Genomic DNA, 15,777 nt, shown 5'->3' with positions numbered 1-15,777 from the left:
CTGCTTGCGCTGTTCTTCGCCGAAGAGAAAGTCCAGTTCGTGCTCGCGCAGGCTACCGCTGACACTCTTGCCTTCCGACAGCAGGCCGCCGATGGCGCCCTGGGCTTCGGCGGCCGAGACCCAGCGGCCTACCGGCATGGCGCTGTCGCTGAACAGGATCAGGCTGACGAAGGGCACCTGGAAATCCTGGCGCAGGCTGTCTTCGACACTCATCACCACCTCTTCCAGGCTGGTGGCGTCCATCAGGGCGAGGATCAGGCGACGGGTCTTGTCGAACAGTCGGTCGTTGTCCCGGGCCACGTCCATCAACTGTGACAGGCGATGGCGCATCTCGATGTTGCGCTCGCGCAGGATCTTCATCTGTCGCTCCACCAGCGACACGGTATCGCCGCGCTGGTGGGGGATGCGCAAGGCCGGGAGCAGTTCGTCGTGGTCGACGAAGAAGTCCGGATGGGCCTCCAGGTAGGCGGCAACGGCTGCCGCCTCCAGGTTTGCGGACGGTGATTCGTCGGGCGTTTCGGCGGGAGCCTGCGGCTGATCAGTCATGGATTTCGCTCACTTATAGACGCACCTGTCCTTCGTATACGCGGACTGCCGGGCCGGTCATCATCACCGGTTGGCCGGGGCCTGCCCATTCAATGGACAGGCGCCCGCCCGGCAGGTCGATCAATAGGGGCGAATCCATCCACCCCTGGCTGATCGCGGCCACAGCCGCTGCACAGGCACCGGTACCGCAGGCCTGGGTTTCCCCGGCGCCGCGTTCCCAGACCCGCAATTGCGCGCGCTGACGGTCCAGAACCTGGAGAAAACCGACATTGACCCGCGCCGGGAAGCGCGGGTGATGTTCGATCTTCGGCCCCAGTTCGTGCACCGGCGCGCTGTTGATGTCATCCACCCGCAACACGGCGTGGGGGTTGCCCATGGACACGGCTGCGAGCTCGACCTGAAGGCCGTCGACGTCCAGCGTGTAGCTGTCGGCCTGGACCGGTGCCTGGAACGGAATGTCCGCTGGCACCAGGCGCGGAGCACCCATGTTGACGCTGATCTGGCCGTCGTTGCGTACATCGAGTTCGATGACGCCGCTCTTGGTTTCCACGCGGATCTGACGTTTGGTGGTCAGGCGCTTGTCCAGTACGAAGCGGGCGAAGCAGCGGGCACCGTTGCCGCACTGTTCCACTTCGGAGCCGTCGGAGTTGAAGATCCGATAGCGGAAGTCCACGTCCGGGTTGCTCGGAGCCTCGACGATCAGCAGTTGATCGAAGCCGATTCCGGTATTGCGATCACCCCATTGTTTGGCGTGCTTGGGCAGAATATGCGCGTGCTGGCTGACCAGGTCGAGAACCATGAAGTCATTGCCCAGGCCGTGCATCTTGGTAAAACGCAGCAGCATGGTCTTACTCCGGCAGCAGGCTTTCGCCAGCGAATAACTCGGCTACCGTCTCGCGGCGACGCACTTCAACAGCCTGGTCACCATCGACCAGTACTTCTGCGGCACGGCCGCGGGTGTTGTAGTTCGAGCTCATGACGAAACCATAGGCACCAGCGGAATGCACCGCCAGCAGGTCACCCTCGGCCAGGGCCAGGGAGCGCTCCTTGGCGAGGAAGTCGCCGGTTTCGCAGATCGGTCCGACGATGTCGTAGGTGCGGGGTCCGGCATCCCGTGGCTGGACGGCACTGACATCCATCCAGGCCTGGTACAGCGCTGGGCGGATCAGGTCGTTCATGGCGCCGTCGACGATGGCGAAATCCTTGTGTTCGGTGTGCTTGAGGTACTCGACCCGGGTCAGCAGTACACCGGCGTTGGCCACGATGAAGCGGCCCGGTTCGAATACCAGGGCCAGGTCGCGGCCATCCAGGCGCTCACGCACGGCCTTGATGTAGTCGGTGGCCAATGGTGGCTCTTCGTCGCGATAACGGACACCCAGACCGCCACCCAGATCGATGTGGCGCAGGTAGATGCCGCATTCGCCAAGACGATCCACCAGGTCCAGCAGGCGGTCGAGGGCGTCGATGAAGGGCTCCAGGGTGGTCAGTTGCGAGCCGATGTGGCAGTCGACACCGACGATTTCCAGGTTCGGCAACTGTGCGGCGCGGATGTACACGTCCTCGGCTGTCGCAATGTCGATGCCGAACTTGTTTTCCTTGAGCCCGGTGGAGATATACGGGTGGGTACCGGCATCCACGTCGGGATTGACCCGCAGCGAGATCGGCGCGCGAACACCCAGCTCGGCGGCCACCAGCTGCAGGCGCTCAAGCTCTTCGGCGGATTCGACGTTGAAGCAATGGACGCCCACTTCCAGGGCCCGGCGCATGTCGTCACGGGTCTTGCCGACGCCGGAAAAGACAATCTTGTCGGCTTGGCCGCCAGCCGCCAGGACGCGTTCCAGCTCGCCCCGGGAGACGATGTCGAAACCCGCGCCCAAGCGCGCCAGGACATTCAGCACGCCCAGGTTGGAGTTGGCTTTTACCGCGAAGCAGACCAGGTGCGGCATGCCCGCCAGCGCCTCGGCATAGGCCAGGTACTGGGCCTCGATGTGCGCCCGGGAATAGACGTAGGTCGGCGTGCCGAAACGCTCGGCAATGGCGGACAGGGCTACGCCTTCCGCGAACAGCTCACCGTCGCGGTAGTTGAAAGCGTCCATGGTGAGCCCTTAGTAGGTGTCGTGCTTGTGCGACTGCGATTGCGATTTCGCCTGTTCTTCAGGGGATTTGCTGTCATCAGGCAGATACAGCGGGCCTTTCTGGCCGCAGGCGGTAACAAGGCAGGCAACCGCGACGAGCGCAGCAAGGGAAGAGATCAGGCGCTTCATGGCGAAATCCTTGAGAATGCGTAAATTGCGCCCGAGTATACCGGCCACCCGGCAGCTTGCCTATGCAGCGTAACTCCCGTCCAGCGGGCCTTTGCCAGGGGCTGCTCGGAGGCTTTGGTCGGCTCCCGACACAATGGACGTCGCATTTATCCGCCTGTTCGGTATCCTTTGCATTCGCCGGGGAGCGCCCGTATCTTGCGGCGCTTGAGCGTGAGTAGACACTTTTTGAGGTTCCCGCAATGAGTTTGACCGAAGCCCGTTTTCACGACCTGGTGGATGCCACCCAGCAGACGCTGGAGGATATTTTCGATGAGAGCGACCTGGACATCGACCTGGAAAGTTCCGCCGGGGTGCTCACCGTCAAGTTCGACAACGGCAGCCAGGTGATCTTCAGCCGCCAGGAGCCTTTGCGCCAACTGTGGCTGGCCGCTCGCTCCGGTGGTTTCCACTTCGACTACGACGAGGAAAGCGAGCGCTGGATGTGCGACAAGAGTGAAGAGCAGTTGGGGGAGATGCTGGAGCGCATCGTTCTCGAACAGGCGGACATCAAGCTCGAGTTCGAAGGTCTCTGACGTCGTGACTCAGCCTGCCGCAGCCCGACCGCCCAAGCCGCTCTACAGCAATGTCAGCCCGGCGGTCAGTTCGCCGTGCATCAGTCTGTGCCGTCTCGATGAAGAGAAGGTCTGCCGCGGCTGTTTCCGCCATGTGGAGGACATTCGCGAGTGGCGTTCGGCCGATGACGAGCGGCGGCGGGTGATCTGCGCCCAGGCGCTGCAGCGCAAACAGAGCGGTACCGCCGGGGGACTTTAGGTTCGTACTGGTACGGTTTGTTTATTCAGTGTGCTGTGATAGTGTCCGACTTCGCCTCGCTACATCGAGGCCGGTGAGAACCCCGTCTTATTTGGCGGGGTTTTGCTTTTTTGTGCAGAAAAAATAGGAGTCAGCCAGGATCATGAGTACTGCACCATCCATCATCCTTACCCGCCTTGACGTGCAACGTCTGGAGCGCCTGATCGACAGCCTGGACGACTCGCTGCCAGGTGTCATTGCACTGCAAACCGAGTTGGATCGTGCCGAAACGCTGGTGGGTCACGATGAAGTCCCGGCCGGTGTCGTAACCATGAACTCGCGTGTGCATTGCCGTGAAGAAAGCAGTGGCAAGGACTACCACCTGACCCTGGTTTATCCACAGGACGCCAACGCCGACGAAGGCAAGATTTCGATCCTTGCACCCGTGGGCAGCGCTTTGCTGGGCTTGCAGGTTGGTCAATACATCGACTGGCCGGCGCCGGGTGGCAAGACTCTGAAGCTGACCCTGCTGGAAGTGGAATACCAGCCGGAAGCCGCGGGCGACTACCACCTCTGATTTGCGGCTAGACCTGCTCGAGCGCGTCGTTCAGTGCGCGCTCCAGGCTGGCCTTGTAGCGCAGATACACAATGCTCGAACTTTGCCCATCACCGAGCAGGCCGGACAGGTCCAGATCGGTGATGTAGCAGCGATAGCGCTCCGGTTCCCGGCGCTGTCCGACGATTTCCTGGGCCACCGCGCTGAACAGCTGGTTGCCATACTCCAATTCGGAAAACTCCCGTTGATTGCAGTACAGCGAGACTTGCACCTGGCCAGGTGCAGCCTTGCCGATGATCGCCTGCACGTCATAAAAGGCCTTGTCCACGGGTGTCGCCGGTGCTGGTCGCGGCTCTACCCGGCGCGCCCGACCCGTGCCTGAGGGCAGTATCTGCAAGTAGAGTGTGTCCAAAGGTTTCTCGCCCTGACTACTGTCCATCGACAGGAGCGCTTCTCGGCGGTAGAGGATCGACTGCAGGAAGCGCTGCAGGGGCACCAGCAGGCTTTGTTCGTCGTGGTAGGGCAGGGTCTGCTGCCACAGAGCGTTGTGCTCATCGAGGACATAGAGCTCGGCATGGTGCTCGATGATTCGGTAGAACACCTGAATGCAATCCGGCTGGCCCATGGGCAGAATCAGCGCCAGATCGTGATCTTCCAGGGCCATCGGATCGAGGTGCAGGGGACTGTAGCGGGTTTGCTCCTGGCCCAGGTATTCAAGGAGCGCGGCGGGTGTCGCCATGGCCCGATGCCGAACCTGGCCGGGCACCAGTTCGAGGACGTGAAAGTGCTGCTGAACCTGGATCAGGTAGCGGTAGTTGAGCTGACTGAGCAGGAGGTGGTGCGCGGTTTCGAACAGCTCCTCCACCCGCCGGGCGATGAACTGCGCGCGGTTGTGGCAGAAGCAGCGAACCCGCAGTCGTGGTTGTGAGTCGGACGGCAGGTTGTTGAGGTAGTCCCGCAGGCAATCGAGCAATGCATGTTCAGCGTCGTAGCGGCCGACCATGACCTCGTTCCAACTATTGAGGGTGACCTGATCCAGGGTCAGCACCAGGTTCTCCCGCACCCCGGCGTAGCTCAGAGAGTCGGTGCGCTCGGTGGTCATGAGAATATTCAGGTCGCGGTGATGCTTGAGCGGGTCGACTCCGACGTTCACCAGAATCAGCACTTCGCCGGGCACGCTGGCATGCAGCAACTGCTCTTCGCCGACAGTGGTCAATGGCAGGGCCACGGTCTGTTGCAGGCTGCCGAGCAGGTTGAACAGCTCGAATTCGCTCAGGTCGCTGCTGCCAGGGTGCAGGGCCAGGCGCGTGCTGCTGTCGATCACTCCGTTGCGATGGCACCAGGTCAGCAGCTCAAGCAATTCACGGCTGCGCTTGATCGGGGCGAAGTGCTCCCACTCCAGGGCGGTCAGATTGCCGTTGTACAGGCCCCAGTGAGTCTGTCCCGGTTCTTTCTTGTTCGGCGACTGCACCAGGGTCAGGGTGTCTTCCGCGAGGTCTGGAGCGATACCGGGGTTGATGAACTCGATTTTCCCCGCCTTGCGTTCGAATGCCGCGTACAGGCGCCGGCCCAGCACGTTCAAGTCGCGTTTGTTGATCAGGCTGGCGGCCTGTTCGGTGCGGGCGAACTGGGTCAGGAAGCGGTAGCTGTAGTTGAGCTCGTTGACCAGCGCCCGGCGCTCACTGCTGACCTGGCGTACCTTCCATTGGCTGCGACTGTCCAGCAGGGCCAGTTGGCGCTGATCCCAGCCCCATTCACTGGCCAGGCGCTCAAGCAGCGCCCGTTGCCAGCTCGGACTGCGAGCGCCGTTGCCGCTGGAAAGCTTGCGGTTGACCTTGAGGTACAGGCTGCGCCGCACCAGCTCCAGACGCTCGGGCTCGCCACGGGCCTTGAGGTATTCCTCGATGCGTCGATAGACCACGATGTAGGGGTCGAGCTCGTCCAGATCCAGGCGGTTGGCAAATACCGCCTGCTTGAAGCGCAGGCTCAGGCACTGGACCTTGGGATGCTCGCTGGCGTAGACCTCGATCAGCAGCAGCTTGAGCACCGACTTGTAGGGCGACTCGATGCCCTTGAATAGCTGCCAGAGTCCAGCACCGATGAACTCCCCAGGAGGGATGCGTGCCATGTGGCCCAGGTCGAGGTTCTCCTCGGCGGGGACAAAACGTTTGGATAGCAGCGTGTGGATATACCGCTCGTAGCGACTCTCCTCGTACACCGGTACCAGCCACCACAGGGGGGTGCGTCCGGCCAGCCAGATAGCCGTGCGGTAGAACTCGTCCAGCAGCAGGTAGTGCTGGGTGGTGCCGCAATCATCCGAACTCAGCTGTGTATCCCGCTCGCCGCGGACAAAGCGGCTGGGGTCGATCAGGAAAAAATGCGCCTCGGCGCCTTGGCCCGCGGCCCAGGCTTCCAGCAACTGGCATTTCTTCTGCAGTTCGGTCAGCTCGGTTTCGCTCAGGTCCGGGGCATGGCAAACCCAGACATCCATGTCGCTTTGGTCAGCCTGAGCCAGGGTGCCGAGACTGCCCATGAGAAACAGGCCGTGGATCGGCCGGGGTGGGTTGCCATGACGAGGCTTGTAGGAAAAGGAGCGGGTCAGACGCTGGGCTTCAGCCAGGGCTTGTGCGTCGGGCTCGTAGTTGGACAGCCCCGCCGGGGTAGTGCCGGAAACGTAACCGGGCAGCAGTGGATGATTGACGTGAAAGAACAGTGGCAGCAGGTTGATGACCAACTGCTGGCGCGCCGACAACCCTTCCATTGCCCGGGCCATGCGTCCTGCATTGAGGGTGAGAAAACGCGCGCGCAGTCGACTGAGAACCTTGCGATCGATTCCTTCATCCAGATCGGGACGGATTTCATGGGTATGGGGCATTTCAAGCGGAGCTCGAACGTGGCGGTTTGAGGACGGCAGCAGTTTATCGTCAGACAAGGCTGAGCCTTAAGCTCATTTTGTTTTTTGACGCCAGATTTCTAGCGTATTGGCGGGAGGGTGCCTACGGAATCCGACAGACGGGAACCCCGCAGGCCGAGGAGCGGTGTTCAGGCGGTTTCTTTGACGCTCAGGATGGTCAGCAGGCCTTGGGCATGCTCGGCTGCATCCCGGCCCAGGCTGGTCAGGTAGCCCCCATCGGGTTGGGTGAGCAGTTCTTTGTCAAACAGGCGTTGGGCGGCGGCGATGGCCGAAGGGGCAGCGGTCTGATGGATTTTCAGGCCTTCCTGGGAGTTGTCCAGGTTGAAGAGTGCAAGGATTTCCAGTTCGGCAACCAGCTCAGGGGTATACGACATAAGGACTCCAGACTTTCTAGGAATGAGAGGTCAGCGTTCTTAAGGTGACCGCAGAACGGCGGCGTGTCCAGCGTTCGCTGAGGACTTTTGTACCTGGGAGCAGCGGTCTTTGGCCGCAGGGTGCCTGCAGTGTAGTCAGGTCGGGAGTGGCGTGCCGGAGCGTTGCTGCGGGCAGCGCTCCGGTGATACTGGCTTACTGCTTCTCGGGAGGCAGTTCCGGCAGGGCGCGCAGCGCGGCTTCGTACCATTGGGTATCGAAGGCGCGGTCTTCCTCGAGGATCGCATCGATCTCGACAGCCAGGACGTGGGCCATCAGATTGAGAATTTCTTCCCGCTCGTAGCCCACCAGGGTCAGCTTGTTGAAGGTAGCCTTGGCCGCTGGCGGATTGTCGCTTTCGATCTGGTTCTCGATTGCTTCGATCAGGGTGTTTTCGGCGAACTCTTCTTCGTCGTTGTCGATATCGGTTGGCTCGCTCATGGCAGGCTCCTCAAGGAAAGGTCGCCAGTTTACTCGTATTCAGAGGCTGGATGCTGCTGGTCAGAAGCGGATTAACCTTCTATAAAAAGCCCTGCCGACCCCCTGCACGGCCTGGAGGCTATGGGATGTTCAAGCTTTATGGGTTCGCCATCAGCAATTACTACAACATGGTCAAACTGGCCCTGCTGGAAAAGGGCCTGCCCTTCGAGGAAGTGCTGTTCTACGCCGGCCAAAGCCCCGAGGCGCTGGCCATCAGTCCCCGGGGCAAGGTTCCGGTGCTGGAAGTGGAGCAGGGCTTTATCAGCGAAACCAGCGTGATTCTCGACTACCTGGAGCAGGTCCATCCTGAGCCGGCGCTGCTGCCGGGAGATGCCTTCGAACGGGCCCAGGTGCTGGCACTGGCCAAGGAGATCGAACTCTATATCGAGCTGCCGGCCCGGGCTTGTTTCCCCGAAGTGTTCTTCGGTGCGACGTTGCCCGAGGCGATCAAGGAAAAGGCCGGAATCGAATTGCTGCAGGGCTTTGCCGCATTGCGCCGGCATGCCCGGTTCGCGCCTTATGTGGCGGGTACCAGCCTGAGCGTGGCGGACCTGTATTTCCAGTACAGCGTGAACCTGGCCCTGGTAGTCGGGGACAAGCTGTTCGGGATCGATTTTCTGGCCGATATGCCAGAGGCCAGGGCCCTGTTGGAGCGCCTGGAACAGACGCCCAATGCCAGGCGGATTGCCGCTGACAAGGCTGCGCTTATTACCGCCAGGCGATCGGGGCGCTAGCGCCGGGCAGCCAGCTTGCAAGGACCGGCAGAGGGTTGCCGGCCCCTGCGGGCAGGGTGCTTAGCGGCTGGCCAGCAACGCCTGGCCGCGAGCTACAGCAGCCCGGACCTGAGCTGGAGCGGTGCCGCCGATGTGGTTACGGGCATTCACCGAACCTTCCAGGGTCAGCACGGCAAACACGTCCTGCTCGATCTGGTCGCTGAATTTGCGCAGTTCTTCCAGGCTCATTTCTGCCAGGTCCTTGCCAGTCTCCACACCGTACTTCACGGCATGGCCGACGATTTCGTGGCAGTCACGGAATGGCAGGCCACGGCGCACCAGGTAGTCCGCCAGGTCGGTGGCGGTGGAGAAGCCGCGCAGTGCCGCTTCACGCATGATGGCGTGCTTGGGCTTGATGGCCGGGATCATGTCGGCGAAGGCCCGCAGCGAGTCGCGCAGGGTGTCGGCGGCGTCGAACAGCGGTTCCTTGTCTTCCTGGTTGTCCTTGTTGTACGCCAGGGGCTGGCCCTTCATCAGGGTCAGCAGGCCCATCAGTGCGCCAAACACCCGACCGCTCTTGCCCCGTACCAGCTCCGGCACGTCGGGGTTTTTCTTTTGCGGCATGATCGAGCTGCCGGTGCAGAAACGGTCCGGCAGATCGATGAACTGGAATTGCGCGCTGGTCCACAGCACCAGCTCTTCGGAGAAGCGCGACAGGTGCATCATCGCCACGCTGGCGGCGGCGCAGAATTCGATGGCGAAGTCACGGTCCGAAACGCTGTCCAGGGAGTTGCCGCCCACGGCCTCGAAGCCCAGCAGTTGGCAGGTCAGCTCGCGGTCGATGGGGTAGGTGGTGCCGGCCAGCGCAGCGCTGCCCAGGGGCATGCGGTTGGTGCGCTTGCGGCAGTCCACCAGGCGCTCGTAGTCGCGGCTGAGCATTTCGAACCAGGCCAGCATATGGTGGCCGAAGGTCACGGGCTGGGCGGTCTGCAGGTGAGTGAAGCCCGGCATGATGCTCTCGGCTTCGCGCTCGGCCAGCTCCAGCAGGCCTTTCTGCAAGCGGGTGATCTCGGCCAGGATCAGGTCGATTTCGTCCCGCAGCCACAGGCGGATGTCGGTGGCCACCTGATCATTGCGGCTGCGACCGGTGTGCAGCTTCTTGCCGGTGATGCCGATGCGATCGGTCAGGCGCGCTTCGATGTTCATGTGCACGTCTTCAAGGTCCACGCGCCAGTCGAAGCTGCCGGCCTCGATCTCGCCCTGGATGGTCTTCAGGCCGTCGATGATGCTGTCACGCTCGGCGTCGGTGAGCACACCAACCTTGGCCAGCATCGTGGCATGAGCGATAGAGCCCATGATGTCGTGGCGATACAGGCGCTGGTCGAAAGTGACAGAGGCGGTGAAGCGGGCGACGAAGGCGTCGACGGGTTCACTGAAGCGGCCGCCCCAGGACTGATTGGTCTTGTCAGTGCTCATGAATTCGCTCGTGATCTGCTGAAGGAAGATGGCGTAAAAAACAGGCGCCGATAATAACAGGGTTGCCTGGGCTGTCGCTGGCACTGGTCGGCAGCTTTTTTCTCCTGGCCTGCGCTGCATGGCTTGCCGCCGGCCCCGAGGGCGCAGAGACTGAGATCGGCACAATCCGGAGCGCACCGGGGCAGGGGCGCCTTGAGTGCGGAAGGTGATATCGATCAAACGATATTTATCGATTGAGCAATATCGTCTTGGCAACCGTCTACAGTTGGACAGGAGGACCGGCACAATTGCGTAACACCGCTCGCGTGTTCGCACTGGGTCTGTTCATCGAGTTCACTCCGCGCAGGTCCATGCAACCCGCCCATGAAACGAGGCGGGCGTGGCCAGGGTGGACGCCGACCACAGTAACGAGGGGGGCTTTGTGTTGAATACCAGCATTCCCTGCGACGCCGTCGCGCATCCACCGACCTTGGACGGTATTGGGCAGGTACGGGTAAATATTGGTGCCCGACTTGCGGCACTTTTTGGCCTTCGCACTAGTCTTAGCGTGGATCGCCGTGACGGACGTCACTCCACCTGTCTACGCTATCCTTGTGCGAGACTCACGCAGGAATCCAGCGCAATATGAATGTCCTGATCGTTGATGACGAACCCCTAGCCCGCGAGCGCCTGAGCCGAATGGTCAGTGAGCTTGAGGGATACAGTGTCCTGGAGCCCAGCGCCACCAATGGCGAAGAGGCACTGAGCCTGATCGAGAGCCTGAAGCCGGATATCGTCTTGCTCGATGTCCGCATGCCGGGTCTGGACGGTCTGCAGGTCGCCGGAAAATTGTGCGAACGCGAGACGCCTCCGGCGCTGGTGTTTTGCGCGGCCCCGGACGAATTCGCCTTGGAGGCTTTCAATGCCAGTGGGGTCGGCCATCTGGTCAAGCCCGTGCGCCCAGAGCTGCTGCTGGAGGCGCTGAAAAAGGCCGAGAAGCCCAATCGTGTGCAGTTGGCGGCCCTGACCCGGCCGGCGGCGGAAAGCGGCAATGGCCCGCGTAGTCACATCAGTGCCCGCACCCGTAAGGGGATCGAGCTGATTCCTCTGGCTCAGGTGGTGTATTTCATTGCCGACCACAAGTACGTGACCTTGCGCCATGAAAGCGGCGAAGTGCTTCTGGATGAGCCATTGAAGGCATTGGAAGACGAGTTTGGTGAACGCTTTGTACGTATTCATCGCAATGCGCTGGTGGCCCGCGAGCGGATCGAACGTCTGCAGCGTACGCCCCTGGGGCATTTCCAGCTGTACCTCAAGGGACTCAATGGCGATGCCCTGATCGTCAGCCGGCGCCATGTGGCGGGTGTGCGCAAGATGATGCAGCAGCTCTAGACCGAGACTCAAGGCCCGCAAAAAGGCAAGCCTGGCGTCGGGAGGACGCTGCGTTTCTGATACAAGTCAAAGCTGCTTTGGCTGAGCTGTTATTATCTGCCGTATCTATTCAGTACGGATTGATCCATGTCCTCTCGCGAAATCCGCATCGCTACCCGCAAAAGTGCACTGGCCTTGTGGCAGGCCGAATACGTCAAAGCCCGTCTGCAAGAGGCCCATCCGGGCCTCGTCGTGACCCTGGTGCCCATGGTCAGTCGCGGTGACAAACTGCTGGACTCGCCCTTGTCGAAGATCGGCGGCAAGGGCCTGTTCGTCAAGGAGCTGGAAACAGCACTGCTGGAAAACCAGGCCGACATCGCCGTGCATTCGATGAAAGACGTGCCCATGGACTTCCCCGAAGGCTTGGGGTTGTTTTGCATCTGCGAGCGCGAAGACCCACGTGACGCTTTCGTCTCCAATACCTACGCCAGCCTCGAGCAATTGCCGGAAGGCTGTGTGGTGGGTACCTCCAGCCTGCGTCGCCAGGCCCAACTGCTGACCCGTCGCCCTGACCTGCAGATTCGTTTTCTGCGGGGCAACGTCAATACTCGGCTGGCCAAGTTGGACGCCGGTGAGTACGACGCGATTATCCTGGCCGCCGCCGGCCTGATCCGCCTGGGCTTCGAAGACCGCATCAGTTCGTCCATCAGTGTCGATGACAGTCTGCCTGCCGGTGGCCAAGGTGCTGTCGGCATCGAGTGCCGTAGCGCCGATACTGAAATTCACGCGTTGCTGGCGCCTCTGCACCATGCCGACACGGCCAGCCGGGTGACTGCCGAGCGAGCGCTGAACAAGCATTTGAACGGCGGCTGCCAGGTTCCGATTGCCTGCTACGCCGTGTTGGAGGGCGATCAGATCTGGCTGCGTGGCCTGGTCGGCGAGCCTAGCGGCGGCCTGCTGTTGAGCGCCGAAGCGCGTGGCCCGCGAGCGTCGGCCACTGAACTGGGGGTGAAGGTGGCAGACGACCTGCTGGCCCAGGGCGCCGATGATATCCTGCGCGCGGTCTACGGCGAGGCGGGCGAAGAGTGATCGGGTGGCGCGTGCTGCTGACCCGGCCGAGCGAGGATAGCGCTGCATTGGCAGCGACCCTGGCCGAGGTCGGTGTCTTCAGCAGCAGCCTGCCGTTACTGGAGATTCAAGCCTTGCCCGTCAGCGATTCGCAGCGAGCGATCCTGCTGGAGCTGGATCGTTACTGTGCGTTGATCGTGGTCAGCAAGCCTGCCGCGCACCTTGGCCTGGACCTGTTGCGAGCCTATTGGCCCCAACCCCCCGCTCAAAGCTGGTTCAGTGTCGGTGCCGGCACCGGGCAGATCCTTGCGGATGCCGGCCTGCAAGTGTTTTATCCCCAAGCCGGCGATGACAGCGAAGCCTTGCTTGAACTTCCCCAATTGCGCGAGGCTATCCGGCGGCCTGAGCCACGTGTGCTGATCGTGCGCGGAGAAGGCGGGCGTGAGCTGCTCTCTGAGCGCTTGCGTGACCTAGGTGCTAGTGTCGATTATCTGGAACTCTACCGCCGGTGCCTGCCGCATTACCCCGAGGATGCGCTGCTTGAGCGGATTCAGGGGGAACGCTTGAACGGCCTGGTGGTCAGCAGTGGGCAGGGTTTGAGCCACTTGCAGCAGTTGGCCGGCCCAGCCTGGTCGCAGTTGGCGAAGATGCCGTTGTTTGTTCCAAGCCCCCGGGTTGCCGAAATGGCCCGTGCCGCGGGGGCGGAAAAAGTTGTGGATTGTCGCGGCGCCAGTGCCGCGGCTTTGCTAACGGCGTTACGGGAGCAACCCGTGCCCGTTCTCTAACGCAAAGGATGGATACGTGAGCGAAACAGCCTTGCCTAAAGATGAAGTCCGGCCGGTGCCTGAAACACCTGCTGAACCCACGACCCCAACCGTTGAACGTCGTGGCAACGGGTTGGCGATACTGGCCCTGCTGCTGGGGGCGGCGGGTGTCGCCGCCGGCGGTTGGGGGATCTGGCAGGTGCGCAGCCTGCAAGCCAACAACCAGCAGCAACTGAGCCAGCTGCAGGCCCTGGGGGATCAGGCACAGAGTTTCAAACTCAGTGAGCAGCGCCTGAGTGCACGCCTGGAACAACTGCCGGCAGCCGATGAGCTAGAGGACCGGCGGCGGTTGGTGGCCCAGTTGCAAGGTGATCAGCAGCGCTTGAATCAGCGTCTGGAAACCGTGCTCGGCGCCAGCCGCAAGGACTGGCGTTTGGCCGAGGCCGAGCATCTGCTGCGTCTGGCCAGCCTGCGTCTGTCTGCGCTGCAGGACATCAGCAGCGCTCAGGCGCTGGTCCAGGGCGCCGACGATATCCTGCGGGAGCAGAACGACCCGGGTTCCTTCGCGGCACGCGAGCAGTTGGCCAAGAGCCTGGCAGCCCTGCGTAGCACCGAGCAACCGGATCGCACCGGCCTGTTCCTGCAACTGGGTGCCCTGCGTGATCAGGTCCTTGAACTCAGCGCCGTGGCGCCGGAGTACAAGGACCGCGGCGAGTCACTGCTGGGGCTGACTGCCGACGGTGATGGTGCGAGCCGCTGGGCGCAGTGGTGGGATAAGGTCTCCCGCTATTTCCGTATCGACTTCAATGCCGACAAGAACATCCGTCCATTGCTGGCCGGCCAGGGGCTGACCCAGGTACGCCTGGCCCTGAGCCTGGCGCTGGAACAGGCCCAGTGGGCTGCCTTGAACGGTCAGGCGGCGGTCTATACCCAGGCACTGACCGAGGCACGCGATGTGCTGACCGGCAATTTCAATCAGGACAATCCGCAAAGCAAGATCATGCTTGAGCGCTTGTCCGAACTGAGCAAGCAACCGGTGACCGTTGTCACCCCGGATCTGGCCAAGACCCTGAGCACGGTCCAGGCCTATCTCGAGCGACGCAACCTGAACGCTGAGGATTCAGTCAAGCCTCTGGCCAAACCTGCGGCGAACACCGCCCAGGAGACGAGCCCATGAAGCGCGCCTATGTGATCGTTCTACTGGTCATTGCAGCCATCGGCCTGCTGGGACTGGCCATCGCCGAGCACCCCGGGTACGTCCTGATCGCCTACAGCAACTTCCGCTACGAATCGAGCCTGTGGGCAACCCTGGCCCTGGTGGCGCTGATCTGGCTGGTAATCTGGGGCATCAAGCTGCTGATCGAACTGGTGATGGTCTCCGGTGGTGTGGTCAATCCCTGGTCTCGGCGCAATCGTAGCCGCCGGGTGCAAATCGCCATCGAGCAGGGCCAGATGGACCTTGCCGAAGGTCGTTGGGCCAGCGCGCAAAAACACCTGCACCGTGCCGCGGAAGCCGAACGTCAACCGCTGCTGTATTACCTCGGTGCGGCTCGTGCCGCCAACGAGCAAGGCCACTATGAAGAGTGCGACCAGTTGCTGGAACGGGCGCTGACCCGCCAGCCCCAGGCCGAGCTGGCGGTGGCTCTGAGTCATGCCCAATTGCAGACCGATCGCGGTGATACCGAAGGTGCCCTGAGCACCCTGCAAGCAATGCATGAGCGCCATCCCCATAGCGTTCAGGTCCTGCGCCAGTTGCAGCGCTTGCATCAACAGCGTGGCGACTGGTCGGCGCTGATCCGTTTGCTGCCTGAGTTGCGCAAGGACAAGGCATTGCCGGCCAGCGAGTTGCAGGAACTGGAGCGTCGCGCCTGGGGTGAGAACCTGACCCTGGCGGCGCGGCGCGAAGAGGATCAGGTAGCGGGCCTGCAGTCTCTCAACCGTGCCTGGCAGCAACTGACCTCGGCGCAACGCCAGGAGCCGCAACTGGTTCTGGCCTACGCCGAGCAACTGCGTCAGCTGGGGGCGGGAGCCGAGGCTGAAGAGGCCCTGCGCACAGCCCTCAAACGCAAATATGAAAGCCATCTGGCACGGCTTTACGGGCTGGTGCGGGGCAGCGATCCTTCACGTCAGTTGCAGACTGCCGAGCATTGGTTGAAGGAGCATCCTGACGACCCGAGTCTGTTGCTGACCCTGGGCCGTCTGTGTCTGCAGAACAGTCTGTGGGGCAAGGCCCGGGACTATCTGGAAAGCAGCCTGCGCCTGCAGCGCAATCCTGAAGCCTGTGCCGAGCTGGCTCGTTTGCTGGCTCAGTTGGGTGATACCGAGCGCAGCAACCAACTGTTCCAGGAAGGCTTGGGAATGCTCGACGAACGCCTGCTGGCGTCACCGTTGCCGGTTCCGGTACGGATCTGAAGCGTCTTCAGGGCCGGTTGCCTGCTGCAGGCAA

Annotated in this window: 17 protein-coding genes; 9 read left to right on the top strand and 8 right to left on the bottom strand. The window is 62.1% G+C overall.

All coding sequences use genetic code 11. The annotated features are described in order from the left end of the window. The 4 genes from BLX41_RS23480 to lptM form a co-directional block, all read right to left on the bottom strand. On the bottom strand, window positions 1–546 hold a 546-nt coding region (locus BLX41_RS23480; protein ID WP_185073732.1), incomplete at its 3' end, for a DUF484 family protein. A 13-nt stretch (window positions 547–559) separates the two neighbouring features. Beyond that, a complete protein-coding gene (dapF, locus tag BLX41_RS23475) occupies window positions 560–1,390 on the bottom strand; it encodes a diaminopimelate epimerase (protein ID WP_123726802.1) in 831 nt (276 codons plus the stop codon). 4 nt (window positions 1,391–1,394) lie between these two features. Next, on the bottom strand, window positions 1,395–2,642 hold the full coding sequence (gene lysA / locus BLX41_RS23470; protein ID WP_123726801.1) for a diaminopimelate decarboxylase: 1,248 nt from the start codon (window positions 2,640–2,642) through the stop codon (window positions 1,395–1,397). A gap of 9 nt (window positions 2,643–2,651) precedes the next feature. Next, the gene (gene lptM, locus BLX41_RS23465; protein WP_011064184.1) at window positions 2,652–2,810 is read right to left on the bottom strand and encodes an LPS translocon maturation chaperone LptM; all 159 of its coding nucleotides are present in this window, start codon (window positions 2,808–2,810) and stop codon (window positions 2,652–2,654) included. A 239-nt stretch (window positions 2,811–3,049) separates the two neighbouring features. Between lptM and cyaY the strand changes: the two genes are divergently transcribed. From cyaY to rnk, 3 genes are all read left to right on the top strand, one after another. Next, window positions 3,050–3,382 (top strand): iron donor protein CyaY, encoded by a 333-nt coding sequence (cyaY, locus tag BLX41_RS23460; protein WP_011064183.1) that lies wholly within the window; start codon window positions 3,050–3,052, stop codon window positions 3,380–3,382. Between the two features lie 4 nt (window positions 3,383–3,386). Next, window positions 3,387–3,620: a DUF1289 domain-containing protein gene (locus BLX41_RS23455; RefSeq protein WP_102862228.1), complete on the top strand. Its 234-nt coding sequence runs from the start codon at window positions 3,387–3,389 to the stop codon at window positions 3,618–3,620. A gap of 142 nt (window positions 3,621–3,762) precedes the next feature. Then, window positions 3,763–4,176: a nucleoside diphosphate kinase regulator gene (gene rnk, locus BLX41_RS23450; protein ID WP_011064182.1), complete on the top strand. Its 414-nt coding sequence runs from the start codon at window positions 3,763–3,765 to the stop codon at window positions 4,174–4,176. A gap of 7 nt (window positions 4,177–4,183) precedes the next feature. Here rnk and BLX41_RS23445 read toward each other — a convergent pair whose 3' ends face one another. From BLX41_RS23445 to BLX41_RS23435, 3 genes are all read right to left on the bottom strand, one after another. Continuing rightward, a complete protein-coding gene (locus BLX41_RS23445) occupies window positions 4,184–7,030 on the bottom strand; it encodes a class I adenylate cyclase (protein ID WP_123726800.1) in 2,847 nt (948 codons plus the stop codon). Between the two features lie 167 nt (window positions 7,031–7,197). Further along, entirely contained in the window at window positions 7,198–7,443 is a 246-nt protein-coding gene (locus tag BLX41_RS23440) for a TIGR02647 family protein (RefSeq protein ID WP_123726799.1), read from the bottom strand. A 193-nt stretch (window positions 7,444–7,636) separates the two neighbouring features. Continuing rightward, window positions 7,637–7,921 carry a hypothetical protein gene (locus BLX41_RS23435; protein ID WP_102862226.1) on the bottom strand — a complete coding sequence of 95 codons (285 nt, stop codon included), beginning with the start codon at window positions 7,919–7,921 and terminating at the stop codon, window positions 7,637–7,639. A 125-nt stretch (window positions 7,922–8,046) separates the two neighbouring features. Here BLX41_RS23435 and BLX41_RS23430 point away from each other — a divergent pair, with 125 nt between their 5' ends. Continuing rightward, complete coding sequence (locus tag BLX41_RS23430; protein ID WP_123726798.1) at window positions 8,047–8,694, top strand: glutathione S-transferase family protein; 648 nt, start codon at window positions 8,047–8,049, stop codon at window positions 8,692–8,694. Between the two features lie 60 nt (window positions 8,695–8,754). On the opposite strand, the gene argH is transcribed toward BLX41_RS23430, so the two are convergent. Then, window positions 8,755–10,149 carry an argininosuccinate lyase gene (gene argH / locus BLX41_RS23425; protein WP_102862224.1) on the bottom strand — a complete coding sequence of 465 codons (1,395 nt, stop codon included), beginning with the start codon at window positions 10,147–10,149 and terminating at the stop codon, window positions 8,755–8,757. A gap of 624 nt (window positions 10,150–10,773) precedes the next feature. Between argH and BLX41_RS23420 the strand changes: the two genes are divergently transcribed. The 5 genes from BLX41_RS23420 to BLX41_RS23400 all read left to right on the top strand — a co-directional run bounded on the left by BLX41_RS23420 (window position 10,774) and on the right by BLX41_RS23400 (window position 15,743). Next, window positions 10,774–11,520: a LytR/AlgR family response regulator transcription factor gene (locus BLX41_RS23420; protein ID WP_123726797.1), complete on the top strand. Its 747-nt coding sequence runs from the start codon at window positions 10,774–10,776 to the stop codon at window positions 11,518–11,520. A 126-nt stretch (window positions 11,521–11,646) separates the two neighbouring features. Further along, complete coding sequence (gene hemC, locus BLX41_RS23415) at window positions 11,647–12,588, top strand: hydroxymethylbilane synthase (protein WP_123726796.1); 942 nt, start codon at window positions 11,647–11,649, stop codon at window positions 12,586–12,588. Continuing rightward, a complete protein-coding gene (locus tag BLX41_RS23410; protein WP_123726795.1) occupies window positions 12,585–13,352 on the top strand; it encodes a uroporphyrinogen-III synthase in 768 nt (255 codons plus the stop codon). Before hemC ends, BLX41_RS23410 begins: the two co-directional genes overlap by 4 nt. A gap of 16 nt (window positions 13,353–13,368) precedes the next feature. Beyond that, window positions 13,369–14,508 carry a uroporphyrinogen-III C-methyltransferase gene (locus BLX41_RS23405; protein ID WP_123726794.1) on the top strand — a complete coding sequence of 380 codons (1,140 nt, stop codon included), beginning with the start codon at window positions 13,369–13,371 and terminating at the stop codon, window positions 14,506–14,508. Further along, window positions 14,505–15,743, top strand: a complete 1,239-nt coding sequence (locus tag BLX41_RS23400; RefSeq protein WP_123726793.1) for a heme biosynthesis protein HemY — start codon at window positions 14,505–14,507, stop codon at window positions 15,741–15,743. Before BLX41_RS23405 ends, BLX41_RS23400 begins: the two co-directional genes overlap by 4 nt. Window positions 15,744–15,777 lie beyond the last annotated feature (34 nt).

The sequence above is a fragment of the Pseudomonas protegens genome (genome assembly GCF_003732485.1).
In the GTDB taxonomy this organism is placed as follows: domain Bacteria; phylum Pseudomonadota; class Gammaproteobacteria; order Pseudomonadales; family Pseudomonadaceae; genus Aquipseudomonas; species Aquipseudomonas protegens_B.
Note: the sequence above shows the minus strand (reverse complement) of the source record. Positions and strands in the feature narration are given on the sequence as shown.